Below are 15,551 nucleotides of genomic sequence, written 5' to 3'. Positions count from 1 at the left end.
GCTGTTCCTGCGCTCGGTCCCCAAACGCCTTAGCGCGCCTGCGGGCCGCTGGATACGGGCTTGCGGCCCATGGCGCCCTCCAGATCCGAGACGTCGCGCATGCTGGCGCGCACGGGGACTATGCGCCGTCCCGCCGGCCCCTGAGGCGCGCGGTCCAGCACCTCCAGCAGGTCGGTTCTCAGCGCCTCCAGCTTCGCCTTGTCCTTGGGTTTCCGGCCGTCGGCGTCGGTGATGTAGAAGCCGTCCACCGCCCGTTCGCCGAAGCTGGCGACGTGGGCCGATCGGGTCGAATAGCCATGCGCCGAAATCGTCCGCGCCAGATCGGCCAGCAGGCCGGGGCGGTCGGCGCCCGAGACCTCGATCACCACGGCGCTGGTGCCCGTATCGGCGTCGATCCGCACCACGGGGCGTACCTCGAACACGGCGCGGCGGGCGCTGACCCGCGGCGCCTGCATGGCCGAGGTCCGCGCGCCCTTCAGCACCGCCCGCTCCATCGCCTTGACCAGAATGGCCAACCGTCGCGGCTCGCGCCCGCCATAGGGTTCGCCCGCCCCGTCCTGAATCTCGAACACGTCCAGCGCCATGCCGTCGTCGGCCGTGGCCAGCCGCGCGCCCACCACGTCGGCGCCCGCCATCGACAGCGTGGCCGCCAGATCGGCGAACAGGCCGGGCCGGTCGCGCGCCGCCACAGCCACGCGGGCGGTAGACGCCAGCGGCCCCTCGGCGGGCAGGGCCTCGACCGCCGCGCCTTCGCGCCGCGCCCGCTCGACCAGGGCCGGATGATCGGCCAGAGGGTCTTCGCGCGTCACGGCGTCCCCGCGGAACAGGGCCTCGGTCGCCTCGAACAGGGCGCGCATCAACTGCCCCTTCCAGCCGTTCCAGACGCCCGGCCCGACGGCGCGGATGTCGGCCACCGTCAGCACCATCAGCATCCGCAGCCGCTCCGGATCGCCCACCGCCTCGGCGAAGGCGCGCACGGTCGAGGGATCGGACACGTCGCGCTTCTGGGCGTAGTCGCTCATCAGCAGGTGATGGCGCACCAGCCAGACGACCAGCTCGATCCGCCGCGGATCGACGCCCAGCCGCTCGCAGGCCCGGCGCGCGGCGATGGCCCCGTCCTCCAACTGGCCCCGGTCGCCGCCCTTGCCCACATCGTGCAACAGCATGGCCAGCATCAGGGCCTCGATGTCGGCGATGCGAGGGACGATGACGGTCGAGGCCGGGTGGTCCGCCTTCAGCTTGCCGCGGCCGATGTCGTTGATGACGCCGACCGCCTGCAGGGTGTGCTCGTCCACCGTATAGGCGTGATACATGTTGAACTGGGTCTGGCCGACGATCCGCCCCCACTCGGGCAGGAAGCGGCCCAGCAGGCCCGTCTCGTTCATGATCGACAGGACGCGGTAAGGGCGCTGGCCATGCGCCAGCACCGTCAGGAAGGCCTCGGCCGCGCGCGGGTCGCGGCGCAGGGCGGGCGTCACCAGCGTCAGCGAGCGGATCACGGCGGCGAAGGCGTCGGGGTGCAGGTCCAGATCCAGCCGGTCCGCCTCGACAAACAGCAGCAGCAGCCGCGCCGGATCGCGGGCGAAGACATTGGCGCCCGTCACGGTCAGCCGCCCCTCCTCCACCGCCAGCCCGTCGAAGGCCAGCTTGACCCGTCGGCGCCGGATCAGGCGCGACAGGCCGCGCGCCAGACCTTCGGCCTTCTTCTGCTGGCGCGCCTCCAGCTGGGCCGAGACGGCGCGGGTCAGGGCGCCGACCTCGCGCGCGACCTGGAAATAACGGCGCATGAAGCGCTCGACCGCCAGTTCGTCGCCGCGCCCGCGCCAGCCCATGCGTCGGGCGATCTCGGGCTGGACGTCGAAGGTCAGCTTCTCCTCCGGCCTCCCGGCGACCAGGTGCAGCAGGATGCGCACCCGCCACAGGAAGCCGATCGCCTCGCGGAAGCTGCGCAGCTCCCGCGCGGTCAGCAGGCCCTCCAGCGCCGCCTGCCCCCGCTCGCTGTCCGGGGCCAGCGACCGGGCGATCCAGAACAGGGTGTTGAGGTCGCGCAGCCCGCCCTTGCCGTCCTTGACGTTCGGCTCGACGCGGTAGCGGACGGCGCCGGTCTTCTGCAGGCGCACGTCGCGCTCGGACATCTTCGCGGCGATGAAGGGGCGCGGATCAGCGCGGGCGACCTCGCTGCGGAACCGCTTGAGAAGGCTCTCGCCCAGGCCGGCATCCCCCGCCAGCACCCGCGCCTCCAGCAGGGTGGTGCGCACCGTCATGTCGTCGCGCGCCAGCGCCAGGGTCTCGCCAATGGAGCGAAAGGCCGAACCGACCTTCAGTCCCAGGTCCCACAGGACGTAGTGGACGAACTCGACCACCGCCTGGGCGCGCGGGCTGATCGCCTGGCCGGGCCGCAGGAACAGCAGGTCGAGGTCCGAAAAGGGCGCCAGCACCCCGCGCCCATAGCCGCCGACCGCCAGCAGGCTCAGCCGCTCGTCCGGCGCCGGATGGACCTGTTCGGTCGTAAAGCGCCACAGGGTGGCCAGCAGGGCGTCAGCGGCCTCGGCGTAGAGGCGCGCCGCTTCGGCGCCGTCGGTGGCGCTCTCGGCCCGGCGCGCGGCGCGGACGCGGTCGGCGTCGAAACTTTCACGCAAGAGCGCGGTGACGGCGGCGCGCGGGTCCGGCGCGGAAGCGGCTTCGAGAACGGCGGACGGGAGCGGAGGCGGTGCGGTCACGGCGACGACCATAGCATGCTCCCTATCTACCGCTCATCCCGGCGGACGCCAGGATTCAGCCCTTCGCCAAGCCCTTCAACCGATAGAGCGCCTCCAGCGCCTCGCGCGGGGTCAGCTCGTCGGGGTCGATGGCGGCGACGGCCTCGTCCAGCATGGACGTCATCGGCGGCGGAGGCGGCTCGGCGGCCGCGAACAGCGGCAGGTCGTCCAGACGGGCGGTCGCCGCCTTCTCATTCTCCAGCCGCTCCAGCACCTCGCGGGCGCGGCCGACCACCGCCGTCGGCACCCCGGCCAGACGCGCCACCTGCACGCCGTAGGAGCGGTCCGCCGCGCCGGGCGCCGCCTCGTGCAGGAAGACCAGTTCGCCGTTCCACTCCCTGGCCTTCATCGACAGGTTGCAGACGTGGTCGAGCCTTTCCTCGAGCTGGGCCAGCTCGTGATAGTGGGTGGCGAACAGGGTCCGGGCGCGGTTGGTCTCATGCAGGGCCTCGGCCGTGGCCCAGGCGATGGCCAGGCCGTCGTAGGTAGCGGTGCCGCGCCCGATCTCGTCCAGCACGACGAAGCTGCGCCCCGTCGCCTGGGTCAGGATGGCGGCCGTCTCGACCATCTCCATCATGAAGGTGGAGCGCCCGCGCGCCAGATCGTCGCCCGCGCCGACGCGGCTGAACAGACGGTCGACCACGCCCAGCTTCATCGACCGCGCCGGCACGAAGGCGCCGGCCTGGGCCAGCACCACCAGAAGCGCGTTCTGGCGCAGGAAGGTCGACTTGCCCGCCATGTTCGGGCCGGTGACGATGGACAGGCGCGAGGCCCCGACGCCGTCGCCCGCCAGCGCGCAGTTGTTGGGGGTATAGGGCAGGCCCTGCGCCTTCACCGCCGCCTCGACCACCGGGTGGCGGCCCGCCTCGACGGCGAAACACAGGCTGTCATCGACGCTGGGGCGTACGGCCCCGACTTCTTCGGCCCATTCGGCCAGGGCGGCGTGGGCGTCCAGTTCGGCCAGGGCCTCGGCCACCCCCTGCAGCGGTCCGGCCAGCCGCGCCACTTCACGCCGCCAGCCCTCGAAGGTCTCGGCCTCGATGGCCAGGGCGCGGTGCCCGGCCTGGCTGATCTTGGCGTCCAGCTCAGACAGTTCGACGGTGGTGAACCGCACCTGATTGGCCAGAGTCTGGCGGTGGATGAAGGGGCTGTCCGGTCCCGCGCGCAACAAGGGTTCGGCCGCCTTGGCGCTGGCTTCAAGGAAGTAGCCGAGGACCGCGTTGTGGCGGACCTTGAAGGCGACGCCGCTGTCGGCGACCGCCTTGGCTTCCAGTTCAGCGATGATCTTGCGGCTGTCGTCGCGCAGGGTGCGGGCGGCGTCCAGTTCGGGCCGGTGGCCGGGGTTCACATAGCCGCCGTCGCGCGCCAGGTGGGGGGGCTCGTCCATCAGGCCGTCGGTCAGTTCGGCCAGCAGGTGCGACAGGTCGCCCTCAAGCGCCAGCCGGTCGAGGCAGGCCGTCACCCGCGCCGGCGGCCCGGCCAGCGGATCATTGGCCGAGGCGGCGAACAGGGCGCTGAGTCCTTCAGCCGTCTTCAACCCCGAACGGATCGCCGCCAGATCGCGCGGCCCGCCGCGCCCCAGCGCCAGCCGCGAGGTCGCCCGCGCCACATCGGCCGAGGCGCGCAAGGAGTCGCGCAGGTTCCGTCGCAGGTCGCGCCGCTCCAGCAGCCACTCGACCGCGTCCAATCCGGCGTTGATCGCCGCCGGATCGCGCAGGGGCCGCGAGATGCGCTCGGCCAGCGCCCGCGCCCCGCCCGAGGTCACGGTGCGGTCGATGGCGTGCAGCAGGGAGCCGTCGCGCTCGCCGCGCTGGGTGCGGTCGATCTCGAGGCTGAGGCGGGTCGCCGGATCGATGGCCAGGAAGCCGGTCTCGCCCGAGCGGCGCGGCGGGGTCAGGGCGGGGATCTTCCCCGCCTGCGTCGTCTCCAGATAGGCGGCGATCAGGCCCAGCGCCGAAACTTCCGCCTCTTCAAAGGCGCCGAAGCCGTCCAGCGCCGAGACGCCGTAGAGCCGCTGCACCCGGTCCCTGGCCCCGACCGGCTCGGCCAGGGCCTGAGGCATGGCCTGAACCACCCCGCCGGAGCCGTCCAACGCCCCCTTCATCGTCTCGTCCGAGAACAGGCGGTCGGGGACCAGCACCTCCGACGGGCGGAACGCCGCCAGCGCTGCGCCCAGGTCGGACAGGTCGCAGGCGACCGAATCCACGACGCCCGCCGACAGTTCGACCACCGCCACGGCGGCCCTGCCCTTGCGGATCGCCACGGCCGCCAGCCGGTTGGCCCCGCGCGCGTCCAGCAGCGTGTCCTCGGTCAAGGTGCCGGGCGTCACCACCCGCACGATATCGCGGTGGACCACGGCCTTGGAGCCGCGCTTCTTGGCCTCGGCCGGGTCTTCCAGCTGTTCGCAGACGGCGACCTTGAAGCCCTGGCGGATCAGCCGCGCCAGATAGCCATCCATGGCGTGGACCGGCACCCCCGCCATGGGGATGTCCTCGCCCTGATGCTTGCCGCGTTTGGTCAGGGCGATGCCCAGCGCGGCGGCCGCCTTCTGCGCGTCCTCGAAGAACAGCTCGTAGAAGTCGCCCATGCGGAAGAACAGCATGGCTTCGGGCTGGGTGGCCTTGACCGACAGATACTGGGCCATGACCGGCGTCGTGCCAGCGTCGGGCTTGAGGTCGGTTTTGGCCAAGGTCTTGGGGGGATGGGAAAGCGGCGCGTTCATCTGGGCCGCAGGGTGGCGGATCGGGACGGCGGCCTCAAGCGCGGGCGGCGTCCCTCATGCCCAGACGAAGGGCCGCCTGTGGACAGCTCTGTGGATCAGGCCGCGCTCACCAGCCGCAGACGCGGGCGCGAGGCCAGGGCGGCGGGCGCCTCATCCAGCGCCAGGGCGTCCCAGTCGATGTCGGGACGCGGAGCGTGGGAGGCGGCGATGATGGCGCGCAGTTCAGCCGACGAGGCCACGCTGGCGATGACCGACGCCACGCCCGGCAGGGTCAGGGCGTAGGCCAGCGCCGCCTGCATCGGATCGACCCGCGCCTCGGCCAGACGGCGACGGGTGCGCGACAGGGCCATGCCGTGGTCGGCCAGTTCCGGCGGCAGGCTCTCGCGGTTGGCGAACAGCAGCCCCTGGGCGAAGACCGAGGCCAGATGCACCTCGATGCCCTGAGAGGCCAGATCGGCGATGACGCCGGAACGCGCCGCGCGCTGATCCAGGATGTTGCAGGTCAGTTGCACCACGTCGGGCTGGAAGCGGCGGGCCAGCAGGGCCGGGCCATCCTCGACCGTGGCGATGAAGCCGACCTTGCGGAAGACGCCGCGATCCTTCAGCGCCTGCAGGCGATCCCACAGGGCGCGGCCCTCGGCGCCCGCCAGATCGGCGGCGTTCTGCACCAGGACGGCGTCGCCGCGCGGCAGGCCCATGCGCTCCAGCGAGCGTCGGGCGCGCGCCTCGACCCGGTCCAGACCGTCGGCCAGGGGCACGGTGCGCACGGTGACGCGGAACGGTGAGGGGAAGGGCCAGGCTTGGCCCAGCATGCGCTCGACATCGCCCTCGGGCCGAGTGGCGACCAGGCCGATGCCGGAATCTCCGGCGGTATGGAGCAGGTGGCGCGTCGCCTCTTCCCGCTGGCCGGGCGGCAGCGGGCGGGACCGATCAGGCTCAACCACCAGGGCGATGGCGAGTTTGTCGGCCGGAGAGGGCGGAACGGCGAATCTCACGCCGTCACTTTCGCCGCCAAAGCTTAAGGGAGATTGACCGAAATCAACGCCGTTGGTGAACGAAGACGCTTAATCCGCGTCCGGCTGGTTTTCCGGCAGGGCGGCGATGAAGGCGGGGTGAGCTTCGGCCCGCGATTCAATCTCCAGCAGACGGGGAAAGGCGGCCAGATCAACGTGGAACCGTCGGGCGGAATAGAGCTGCGGAATCAGATAGCAGTCCGCCAGCGTCGGCACCGCGCCGAAGCACCAGCCCTCGCTGTGGCGTGCGACCAGGGTCTCCAGGGCGGTGAAGCCGTCGATGATCCACCGGCCGGCCCAGGCGTCCACGCCCGCCTGATCGGCGCCCATCTGATCGGGGTTCAGGCCTCGCACCGCCTTCAGCACCCGCAAATTGTTCAGCGGATGGATGTCGCAGCCGATCACCGCCGCCATCGCCCGCACCTGCGCCCGGCCCGCCGCGTCCGACGGCAGCAGCGGCGGCTCGGGATGGGTTTCCTCCAGCCACTCCAGAATGGCCGGGCTCTGGGTCAGCACCAGGCCGTCGTCCGTCTCCAGCGCCGGGACCAGGCCTTGCGGATTGAGCCTGAGATAGGCGTCGGATTTCTGCGCGCCGGTGCGCAGGTCCAGCGCCTCCTGCTGATACTCCAGCCCTTTCAGATTGAGGGCGATGCGGGTGCGATAGCTGGTGCCCGAGCGCCAGTAGCCGTGCAGGATCATGATCGCACCGTGAAGCTGAGCGGCGGCAGGCCGGCGATGACCGCCTCAACTTGATCGCCGGGATTCAGCGGGCCGACCCCTTCAGGCGTGCCGGTAAAGATCAGGTCGCCGGGCCGGAGCGCCCACAGTTCGGCCGCCTTGGACAGAACGCCGTCCACATCCCAGATCATGTCGGACAGGCGGCTGGACTGACGCACCGCGCCGTTGACCTTCAGGTCGATGGCCGCATCCGGCGCGGGCGGCGTCAGGCTCAGCGCGCCGCACGGGGCGGACTGGTCAAACGCCTTGCCCGCCTCCCACGGGCGGCCCTTGGCCTTGGCCTCGGCCTGAAGGTCGCGCCGCGTCAGATCGACGCCCACGGCCCAGCCGACCGGACGGGCATCCTCGCCCAAGGCCACGACCAGCTCGACTTCGTAATGCAGGTTCTGCGTCGCCGGCGGATAGGTCGGATCGGCGCCGTCCGAAACCAGGGCGTCGCTGGGCTTGGCGAAGAAGAAGGGCGCGGGCTTGTCCGGATCGGCGCCCATCTCGCGGGCATGAGCCGCGTAGTTCTGGCCGACGCACAGGATGCGCCGCACGGGCAGGCGACGCGCATCGCCCTCAATCGGCAGGGACGGCGTCGGGGCGGGCGGGAACAACCATTGGGTCATGGCGCTGTTCTAGAAGCGTGGCGCGCCGCGCGCCAGATGGGACGGGCGCGCCGCACTGCAGGAACCTTGATCGTCGGTGTGGCGTTCCGGGCAGGGCTTCTCTATTTAATCGTCAAGCTTACACAAGGAGCGGAGCGCGCATCATGGCCACGTCCAAGGCTCGTGAAGACATCAAGAACGACCTCAAGACCCTGAAGGAGGACCTCAAGGCCGGCGCCCGCGAGGAAACCCAGCGTCTGAAGGAAAAGGCCTCCGAGGCTGAAACCCGCCTGCGCGAGCAGGGCGAGGAACTGCGTGAAAAGGCGCGCGGCTACTACGACGACGCCAAGGTGCGCGGTCGCGAGTACTACGATGACGCCGCCGAGAAGTTCGACGAGGCCCAACGCTATGTGGTCGAGCGGGTGCAGGAGCGCCCGATCCAGTCGACCGCCATCGCGCTCGGCGTCGGCGTCGTTCTGGGCCTGCTGCTGGCCGGGCGTCGCCGCTGATGATCGGTCGGGGGCTCATCAACCGCGCGGTGGCGACCTTCGTCGCCGCCGGCGCGGCCTTCGTCGCCATGGTCGCCCTGGGGGCCACGGTCTATTACCTGCTGCTTCTGGTCGTGACGCCGGTGATAGCGGCCGCCCTGACGGCGCTGCTGTTCGCGCTGATCGCGACCGTCGTCGCCCTGGTCTTCGTACGACGCGCGCGCGGCGACGACGACGAGGAGGAAGACGAGGAACCGGAAGGCTTGGGCGCGCGCGCCCTGCACCTGTTCCAGCAACGTCCGATCCTGGGCGCGGCGGCGGCGCTGGCCGGGGGCTTCATCTTCCTGCGCAATCCGGCGCTGGCGACGATGGTGGCGGCGGCTTTCACCGAAAAAAGTAAAGTCCGCCGGCGGAGATAGGAACGGCCAAGTCTCCGGCGCGTTGTTTCAGGCAAGCGGTGCTGTCGACGGGAGGGGTCGAAAGCTCGCTCCCGTCAACACCTTACGGAGGGTACCGCCTATGCTTCGCTGGGCTATTATTTTCTTTATCATCGCCTTGGTCGCAGCCGTTCTCGGCTTCGGCGGCATCTCGGGCATGTCGTTCGAGATCGCCAAATTCATCGCCATCATCGCGGTGATCCTGTTCGTCGTCTCGCTCGTGGTGGGCGGCATCAGGGGCCGCGGCGGGCCACGCATCTAGCGCGCTGGCTGTTCGTGAAAATCAGGGCCGCGACCATGGCGTCGCGGCCCTTTTTCATGTCTGGCCGTCAGGCCCGGCGGCGCGGCAGGCGCCAGGTCTGATGATCGGCGAACCGATGCCCGTCCCAGGCCACGGCCGAAACCGTCACGGTCGTCGCATCCCATTCGATGCGATTGAAGCTCGGCGGCGCTCCGCGCTCGCGATGCGACAAGGTCCCGCAACCGACCGCGTAGGAGCAGTTGTCGCCCACGTCGACCGGCAGGGCGAACGGCACATGCACATGACCGGTCACGATCAGGTCGACCCCGGCGTCGGCGAAGATGCGCGCGGCCCGGTCGCCGCGCTTCACCTCGCCCGTCATCGGCGCCCCGATCATCTCGATCAGCGGGTGGTGACAGGCCAGCACGCGCAGCGCGCCTTTCGGCGCCTGGCGCAGGGCGTCCGCCGCGCGGCGCGTCTGGTCCAGGTCGATCACGCCCTTGGACCAGTTCAGCCGGGCCTGCCAGCCGCGGGCCGTGGTCACGCCGCGCACCATCAACGAGTCTGAGCGAAACTCATGGTCGTGCGCCGGGTGGCCCGTCGCCTGCTCAAACGCGCGCCAGGGCCAGAACAGCCGCGCCATCACGTCCCAATAGGGCACGTCGTGGTTGCCGACAGTGACGAAGACCGGCTCGGGCAGGGCGCGGATCCATTCCCCAGCCGCCCCGAACTCCGCCGGATAGCCCTTTTGCGTGATGTCGCCCGTGATCAGGATCAGATCGGCCGACGCGGCGCGCGCGTAATCCGCCGCTGCGGCCACCGCATGTTTATGCTCGCACCCGAAATGAACATCCGAAAACTGCAGAACCAGCCCCACTAGACGCTGTCCTCGCCGGCGGCAGGCTTGGGCGCCAAGGCCATGAAGGCGCGCGGCACGAAACGCACCGCCGTCTCGCGGCCCAGCAGCATCGGCTCTCCGTCGATCACCGCCGGAACGCGTGAGCGGGCGTCGACCGCGATCCGGCGCGCTGGGCGCGTGGTGACATTGGGGTCCTGCCGCCAGTCGTCGAACAGGGCATGCGCGGCCAGACGGAAGGCCTGAGCCGCATCCGACGTGTTCATGGCCGCCGCCTCCAGGCCGTCGTTCTTCTGCATCGCCTTGGAAATGAGGGGGCTGATCAGCACCAGGGCTTCGGCCTTCTCTTTCGGGCCGCCGTCCAGCGCATAGCGGACCCGACCGGAGAAGGCCTTCTTCAGCGCCCGCCGTCCATAGGCCCAAGCCATCTTCAGCTTGCCCTCGCGGATCGCTTCGCGCGCGGGGGCCCACAGAGCGGGCGAGCCCAGGATCGCCGCGCAGTAGAAGGCCTCGCCCTCGACCTCGCCGCCCGCCACAGGCAGGGGCGTCCCTTCCTCCAGCGCCAGGCGAAGGGCCTTCTTCCAGTCCCCTGTCCCGTACAGGGCCTTGGGCAGCATGTTCATCGTACCGCCCGGCAGGGGCGCGATCAGCGGTCCCTGAGCGCCGGCGCGCGCCGCGACCGAGCGCGCGGTCCCGTCGCCCGCCAGAATGAACAGCACGTCGGGCCGGGCCTCCAGCGCCTCGGCTATCTGATCGGGTATCCGCGGGCCTTCCAGCACCACCACCGCGGCCTCCAGGGGATAATCGGCCAGGATGGCGCCAGCCTCCTCGGCCGCCTGCGGACCCACTCCGCCCGACAGCGGATTGACCAGAATGATGATCCGCTCCAGCCGAGCTTCCTCAGTGAGGGCGCGCGCCCCCGCCTGGTCCGGCGACGCCGGCGCGTCGCTCCCGGCGTTCGGCTCTCGCGCAGCGGCGTTCTCAGCTTCAGTGTTCATAGGCGGCGAACGTCTGCGTGCAGGCCCGGTTCCCCTCGGCGCACCGGCAGAAGATTCTTAAGTGAAGCTTGCAGCGTTTCGCCTCGGAACCGCCTCGTTCGCCCTGCGTTATCGAAGCTTCAGGGGTGCCCCTAAGGGATGAAGGACAGAACCATGAACAAGGCGATCATCGCCATTGCCGGCGCCGGACTTCTGGTGACCGCCTGCGCCAGCGATCCGTATTACGGCGGCGGCTACGGCTCGGACGAAGCCGTGCGCCAAGGCGCGGTCGGCGCCGGACTGGGTGCTGTAGCCGGCGCCATCATCGGCAACAACGTCGGCGGCGGCAACGCGGCGACGGGCGCGGCCATCGGCGCGCTGGCGGGCGGCGCTGCGGGCGCAATCCGCGGCTCCAACCAGGACCGCAACAACCAGCAACGCTACCGCGACAACCAAGGCCGCTACTACTACTGCTACGATAACCGTCAGAGCGAGTGCTACTGGGAGAACGGTCAGCGCCGTTACTGATACCGCCGTCTAGCCTCTGGCGCCCGAAACGTTTTCGGGACAGTCTGAAAGGGCGATCCGCGCGCCGTGGGTCGCCCTTTTTGATGAAGGAGCGCGCGCCGCAGGACACGCGCAAGGGGGATGACATGAAGCTTGTTTCCACGGTCGTTCTGTTGGCCCTCGGCCTGTCCGCAGCCGGTTGCGCCGCCACCAGCGGCTATAAGCAGCGCAGCGATCTGGTCAGCGACCCGTCGGCCTGCGCCGACAAGCGCTTCGAAGTCTATTTCGTCCCCGACCGCGCCACCCTGACCGACGCCGCCCGCATGGCCATCGGCATGACCGCCACCCAGCTGCAGGGCTGCCAGATCAAGCACGTCAAGGTGACCGGCCTGGCCGACGCGCGCAGCGGAACCGCCGCCGCCAACCAGACCATTTCCGAGCGGCGCGCGCGCACGGTCGCCGAAGCGCTGGCCGGCGCAGGTCTGCCCGCCCCCGCCTTCGATATCGAGGCTGCCGGGGCCGACGGGGCTCTGGTCGGCGGGGTCAACGACCCCTTGCGCCGCCGCACCGAGGTGCTGATCGAAGTCGTCGGCCCGCGCTGAGGCACGGACGGTCGGCTGCGGCCCGCCGTCGCGGGCCGTGGCTAGGCGGGGCTTGAGAGTCTAAGCTCGACGCCTTCGGTTCTCTTCTGTTCCCGGCCTCGCCCTTGCGCATTCTGTTTCTACTCCTGACCTGGCTTGCTCTCGCCGTTCCTGCGGCGGCGAGCACGCCGGCGTCCGAGGCCGCCCTGCGCGACGCCCTGGCGGCCGGCGCCGCGCCGGTCGCCAGGGCTTCCGCTGCGCCGGGCCCGCAGCGCACAGAACGGATCGAGGCGGAACTGGTCCCGATGAGCGCCTGGGCCGCCCCCGGCTCGACCGCCGTCGTCGCCATCCGCCAGGAGATCAAGCCCGGCTGGCATACCTATTGGCGCAATCAGGGAGATTCCGGCGGCCCAACGACCCTGACTTGGTCCTTGCCTGCGGGCGTCGCGCCGGGCGACATCCTGTGGCCCCTGCCCGAGCGTCAGCGGCTGCAGAGCCTGATGAACTACGGCTATTCCGGCGCCGTCCTCCTGCCCGTCCCGATCGAGATTCCGGCCGACGCCCCGCCCGGCCGCAGCCTCCCCTTGGGCGTCACCGCCCACTTCTACGTCTGCAGCGACGAAATGTGCGTGCCCGAAGACCTCGACCTGGCGCTGGACCTGCCGGTGCGCCAGGGCGCGGCGCCGCTGGACCCCCGCTTCGGCCAGGCGATCCAGGACGTCGTCGCCGCCGCTCCCCGCCCGGCCGGGATCGAGGCGCGCGTCGCTCTGGCTGACGGACGACTGGTCCTGACGGCCAGCGGCGGCCCGCTGGCGGGCGCGGCGCCCCGATGGGCCTATTTCCATCCCTTCGAGGGCGGAGTGATCGACCACGCCGCCGCCCAGTCGGGTGAGCGCGGGCCGCAGGGCCTGACTGTGACCGTCGCCGCCGGACGCGGCCTGACGTCCAATGGGTTGAAAGGGCCGATCAGCGGCGTTCTGTCCACCGATCTGGGCGCCTGGGAGATCACGGCCGAGCCGGGCGCCGCCCTGACCGGCGTCACGGGCGACGGCGCGATCGGCGACGGCGAGGGCGCGCAGACAGCCCCCGCCGCCACCGCCCTGCCCGACTTCGCCAAGGCGGCCCTGTTCGCCCTGCTGGGCGGGCTGATCCTGAATCTGATGCCCTGCGTCTTCCCGATCCTGGCGATGAAGGCGGCCTCGCTGAGCCGCGCCGCGCATCAGCCGGCCGAGGCGCGCCGCGACGGCCTGGCCTTCCTGGCCGGGGTGCTGGCGACCTTCCTGGTGCTGGCGGGCGCCCTGCTGGCCCTGCGGGCGGGCGGTCAGGCGCTGGGCTGGGGCTTTCAACTGCAGTCGCCGGGCGTGGTGGCGGCGCTGGCCCTGCTGATGCTGGCGGTGGCGCTGAACCTGTCGGGCGTCTTCCACATCGGCGCCGGTTTGCAGGGCGCGGGGCACGGCCCGCTGTCGCGCCTGCCCGGCGTCGCGGGCGCCTTCTTCACCGGCGTGCTGGCCGTGGTCGTCGCCGCCCCCTGCACCGCCCCCTTCATGGCCTTCGCGCTGGGCGCGGCCCTGTTCATGCCCTGGCCGATGGCGCTGGCGGTCTTCCTGATGCTGGGGCTGGGACTGGCCCTGCCCTATGTGCTGATCAGCCTCAATCCGCGCCTGCTGGCGCGCCTGCCCAAGCCGGGACCGTGGATGGAGACCCTGCGCAACCTGCTGGCCTTCCCCATGTACGGCGCCGCCCTGTGGCTGGCCTGGGTCTACGGCCGCCAGACCGCCGACGCGCTGGCCCTGTTGTTCGGGGCGGGCCTGATGCTGGCGCTGGCGCTGTGGCTCTATGGTCGGGCGCAGGCCGCATCGGGCAAGGGCCGGGCGGCCGGCGTCGGCGCCCTGCTGGCCCTGATCGCGGCGCTGGGCCTGGGCGTGCTGGCGGGCAAGGCCCCCGCCGCTTCGTCTGAGAGCGGCGCCCCCTCTTCCCGTCTATCGTCTCAACCCTGGTCCGAGCAGGCGGTGAAGGCCGCGCTCGCCGAGGGGCGGCCGGTTCTGGTCAACTTCACCGCCGACTGGTGCGTGACCTGCAAGGTGAACGAAAGCACGGCGCTGTCCTCGGCGCGCACATCGCAGGCGCTGGATCAGGCCAACGCCCTCTATCTGGTCGGCGACTGGACGCGGCGCGACGACGCCATCACCGCCGAACTGCAGCGCCACGGCCGCTCGGGCGTGCCGCTGTATCTGGTCTATGCGCCGGGCCGGCCTGAGCCGCGCATCCTGCCGCAACTCTTGACCGAAGGCGTCGTCATCGACGCGCTGAAGGACGCCATCGACTGATTTCATCTCTGGGGAGACCGCCATGTTCCGTCTGCTGACCGCCGCTTCCGCCTCTGTTCTGCTTCTCGCCGCCTGCCAACAACAGCCGGCGGCAACGCCCGAGCGTTCCGAAAACGCCGCCGTCGCGCCCGAAGCGACCGAGGCGCCGGGTCCCGGCGAAATGGCTCCCGCCTTCACCATCGTCGACGCCGAGGGGCAGCAGCGCTCTCTGGCCGATTTCCGCGGCAAGACGGTCGTGCTGGAATGGACCAACGAAGGCTGTCCCTTCGTGAAGAAGCACTACACCGGCGCCATGCAGGCCCTGCAGCGCGAGGCGACCGCCGACGGCGTGGTCTGGCTGACCATCATCTCCTCGGCGCCGGGCACGCAGGGTTTCGTGGAAGGCGAGGAGGCGCAAGCCTGGAAGGCCAAGCACAAGGCCGCCTTCACCCACCTTTTGCTGGATCCGACCGGCGAGGTCGGCAAGCGCTATGACGCCAAGACCACGCCCGACATGCGCATCATCGATCCGGAAGGGCGGCTGATCTACGTCGGCGGCATAGACGACCGGCCGACCAACAAGGTCGAGGACCTGAACGGCGCCAACAACTTCGTCCGCGCCGCCCTGGTCGACGCCAAGGCCGGGCGCCCGGTCCAGACCGCCTACGCCGCGCCCTACGGTTGCGCCATCAAATACCCGGAAACGGTCGAGGGCTGATCGCCACCCCCAACCAGGCCTCAAGCAGCGCAAAAGCGCGATAGGCTACAAAATGGGCCTCAAGTAGCGCGAAGCGCGATAGGCCCAAGCATCAAGCCTCAGTTGGCGGCTACGCCGCCGGCTGAGGCGGCGAGGTGATGACCTCGACGTTGTCGTTCAGCAGATAGGACAGCTCGTCGAGCGCCAGCTTGCGGGCCGGGGCGTCGGCGGCGTCTTCCAGCGCGGCGACCTTCAGCGGAATGTCCTCCGAGATGCCGCGCAGGATGCATTTCAGGTCGTTGTCGGTGCCGCGTTCCTTCAGGATCAGATGGCCCTGCATGTCGCGCTGGGCCAGTTCCGTCGCCTGCCCCTTGAACGTCGCCCAGGCCGCGCCGGTGAAGAAACCCGAGCGATCCGCCTCGCCCGAGGCCATCCAGCCGTCGACGATCGACTTCAGCGCGCCTGAACGCGCGACCAGATCGGCGAACAGAGGCTCCTGCGCCACCGACACCGGGGCCGACGGGGCGACGGGCGGCAGGGCGGCGGCTGCGGCGACGGCGGGATCGGCCAGCATCAGGGCGACGGCGAGGGCGATGGCGCAGGACATGGCGTGCCTTTCACAAAGGAGCGGGGGACAAT

Annotated in this window: 15 protein-coding genes; 7 read left to right on the top strand and 8 right to left on the bottom strand. The window is 70.7% G+C overall.

Annotation, left to right across the window (positions count from 1 at the left end; translation table 11 throughout):
• Window positions 1–29: 29 nt before the first annotated feature.
• From glnD to H9656_RS12885, 5 genes are all read right to left on the bottom strand, one after another.
• Window positions 30–2,732, bottom strand: coding sequence for a [protein-PII] uridylyltransferase (glnD, locus tag H9656_RS12905; protein ID WP_225212512.1), 2,703 nt, complete (start codon window positions 2,730–2,732; stop codon window positions 30–32).
• A 43-nt stretch (window positions 2,733–2,775) separates the two neighbouring features.
• Window positions 2,776–5,403: a DNA mismatch repair protein MutS gene (gene mutS, locus H9656_RS12900; RefSeq protein ID WP_404821571.1), complete on the bottom strand. Its 2,628-nt coding sequence runs from the start codon at window positions 5,401–5,403 to the stop codon at window positions 2,776–2,778.
• A gap of 173 nt (window positions 5,404–5,576) precedes the next feature.
• Window positions 5,577–6,476, bottom strand: a complete 900-nt coding sequence (locus tag H9656_RS12895) for an aldo/keto reductase (protein WP_191744658.1) — start codon at window positions 6,474–6,476, stop codon at window positions 5,577–5,579.
• Between the two features lie 69 nt (window positions 6,477–6,545).
• Window positions 6,546–7,193, bottom strand: a complete 648-nt coding sequence (gene maiA / locus H9656_RS12890) for a maleylacetoacetate isomerase (protein WP_191744657.1) — start codon at window positions 7,191–7,193, stop codon at window positions 6,546–6,548.
• Window positions 7,190–7,843, bottom strand: a complete 654-nt coding sequence (locus H9656_RS12885; RefSeq protein WP_191744656.1) for a fumarylacetoacetate hydrolase family protein — start codon at window positions 7,841–7,843, stop codon at window positions 7,190–7,192. The genes maiA and H9656_RS12885 overlap by 4 nt, the downstream gene beginning before the upstream one ends.
• A 143-nt stretch (window positions 7,844–7,986) precedes the next feature.
• On the opposite strand from H9656_RS12885, the gene H9656_RS12880 reads away from it, so the two are divergent.
• The 3 genes from H9656_RS12880 to H9656_RS12870 all read left to right on the top strand — a co-directional run bounded on the left by H9656_RS12880 (window position 7,987) and on the right by H9656_RS12870 (window position 9,009).
• On the top strand, window positions 7,987–8,331 hold the full coding sequence (locus H9656_RS12880; RefSeq protein WP_191744655.1) for a glycine zipper domain-containing protein: 345 nt from the start codon (window positions 7,987–7,989) through the stop codon (window positions 8,329–8,331).
• Complete coding sequence (locus H9656_RS12875) at window positions 8,331–8,729, top strand: hypothetical protein (RefSeq protein WP_191744654.1); 399 nt, start codon at window positions 8,331–8,333, stop codon at window positions 8,727–8,729. The genes H9656_RS12880 and H9656_RS12875 overlap by 1 nt, the downstream gene beginning before the upstream one ends.
• A 100-nt stretch (window positions 8,730–8,829) precedes the next feature.
• Window positions 8,830–9,009, top strand: a complete 180-nt coding sequence (locus H9656_RS12870) for a DUF1328 domain-containing protein (RefSeq protein WP_025976523.1) — start codon at window positions 8,830–8,832, stop codon at window positions 9,007–9,009.
• A gap of 67 nt (window positions 9,010–9,076) precedes the next feature.
• Here the strand turns inward: H9656_RS12870 and H9656_RS12865 are convergent, their stop codons facing one another.
• Both H9656_RS12865 and H9656_RS12860 read right to left on the bottom strand, forming a co-directional pair.
• Complete coding sequence (locus H9656_RS12865; RefSeq protein ID WP_191744653.1) at window positions 9,077–9,865, bottom strand: metallophosphoesterase family protein; 789 nt, start codon at window positions 9,863–9,865, stop codon at window positions 9,077–9,079.
• Window positions 9,865–10,842: a diacylglycerol/lipid kinase family protein gene (locus tag H9656_RS12860; RefSeq protein WP_191744652.1), complete on the bottom strand. Its 978-nt coding sequence runs from the start codon at window positions 10,840–10,842 to the stop codon at window positions 9,865–9,867. The genes H9656_RS12865 and H9656_RS12860 overlap by 1 nt, the downstream gene beginning before the upstream one ends.
• Window positions 10,843–10,995: 153 nt before the next feature.
• Between H9656_RS12860 and H9656_RS12855 the strand changes: the two genes are divergently transcribed.
• From H9656_RS12855 to H9656_RS12840, 4 genes are all read left to right on the top strand, one after another.
• Complete coding sequence (locus H9656_RS12855) at window positions 10,996–11,349, top strand: YMGG-like glycine zipper-containing protein (protein ID WP_191744651.1); 354 nt, start codon at window positions 10,996–10,998, stop codon at window positions 11,347–11,349.
• Window positions 11,350–11,474: 125 nt separating this feature from the next.
• A complete protein-coding gene (locus tag H9656_RS12850) occupies window positions 11,475–11,930 on the top strand; it encodes an OmpA family protein (RefSeq protein ID WP_225212511.1) in 456 nt (151 codons plus the stop codon).
• A 104-nt stretch (window positions 11,931–12,034) separates the two neighbouring features.
• Window positions 12,035–14,236, top strand: a complete 2,202-nt coding sequence (locus H9656_RS12845) for a protein-disulfide reductase DsbD family protein (protein ID WP_191744650.1) — start codon at window positions 12,035–12,037, stop codon at window positions 14,234–14,236.
• A gap of 22 nt (window positions 14,237–14,258) precedes the next feature.
• Complete coding sequence (locus H9656_RS12840; protein WP_191744649.1) at window positions 14,259–14,933, top strand: thioredoxin family protein; 675 nt, start codon at window positions 14,259–14,261, stop codon at window positions 14,931–14,933.
• A gap of 109 nt (window positions 14,934–15,042) precedes the next feature.
• Here H9656_RS12840 and H9656_RS12835 read toward each other — a convergent pair whose 3' ends face one another.
• Window positions 15,043–15,519 (bottom strand): hypothetical protein, encoded by a 477-nt coding sequence (locus H9656_RS12835; protein WP_191744648.1) that lies wholly within the window; start codon window positions 15,517–15,519, stop codon window positions 15,043–15,045.
• Window positions 15,520–15,551: the final 32 nt, after the last annotated feature.

This window comes from Brevundimonas guildfordensis (assembly GCF_014836405.1).
GTDB lineage: Bacteria > Pseudomonadota > Alphaproteobacteria > Caulobacterales > Caulobacteraceae > Brevundimonas > Brevundimonas guildfordensis.
The sequence above is the reverse complement of the archived record's forward strand: the minus strand, read 5'-3'. Positions and strand labels throughout refer to the sequence as shown.

Bases quoted from the DNA above. Each gene is read 5' to 3' on its own strand.
- glnD (WP_225212512.1), bottom strand. From the start codon at position 2,732: ATGGTCGTCGCCGTGACCGCACCGCCTCCGCTCCCGTCCGCCGTTCTC.
- mutS (WP_404821571.1), bottom strand. From the start codon at position 5,403: ATGGCCCAGTATCTGTCGGTCAAGGCCACCCAGCCCGAAGCCATGCTG.
- maiA (WP_191744657.1), bottom strand. From the start codon at position 7,193: ATGATCCTGCACGGCTACTGGCGCTCGGGCACCAGCTATCGCACCCGC.
- H9656_RS12885 (WP_191744656.1), bottom strand. From the start codon at position 7,843: ATGACCCAATGGTTGTTCCCGCCCGCCCCGACGCCGTCCCTGCCGATT.
- H9656_RS12880 (WP_191744655.1), top strand. From the start codon at position 7,987: ATGGCCACGTCCAAGGCTCGTGAAGACATCAAGAACGACCTCAAGACC.
- H9656_RS12875 (WP_191744654.1), top strand. From the start codon at position 8,331: ATGATCGGTCGGGGGCTCATCAACCGCGCGGTGGCGACCTTCGTCGCC.
- H9656_RS12870 (WP_025976523.1), top strand. From the start codon at position 8,830: ATGCTTCGCTGGGCTATTATTTTCTTTATCATCGCCTTGGTCGCAGCC.
- H9656_RS12860 (WP_191744652.1), bottom strand. From the start codon at position 10,842: ATGAACACTGAAGCTGAGAACGCCGCTGCGCGAGAGCCGAACGCCGGG.
- H9656_RS12855 (WP_191744651.1), top strand. From the start codon at position 10,996: ATGAACAAGGCGATCATCGCCATTGCCGGCGCCGGACTTCTGGTGACC.
- H9656_RS12850 (WP_225212511.1), top strand. From the start codon at position 11,475: ATGAAGCTTGTTTCCACGGTCGTTCTGTTGGCCCTCGGCCTGTCCGCA.
- H9656_RS12840 (WP_191744649.1), top strand. From the start codon at position 14,259: ATGTTCCGTCTGCTGACCGCCGCTTCCGCCTCTGTTCTGCTTCTCGCC.
- H9656_RS12835 (WP_191744648.1), bottom strand. From the start codon at position 15,519: ATGTCCTGCGCCATCGCCCTCGCCGTCGCCCTGATGCTGGCCGATCCC.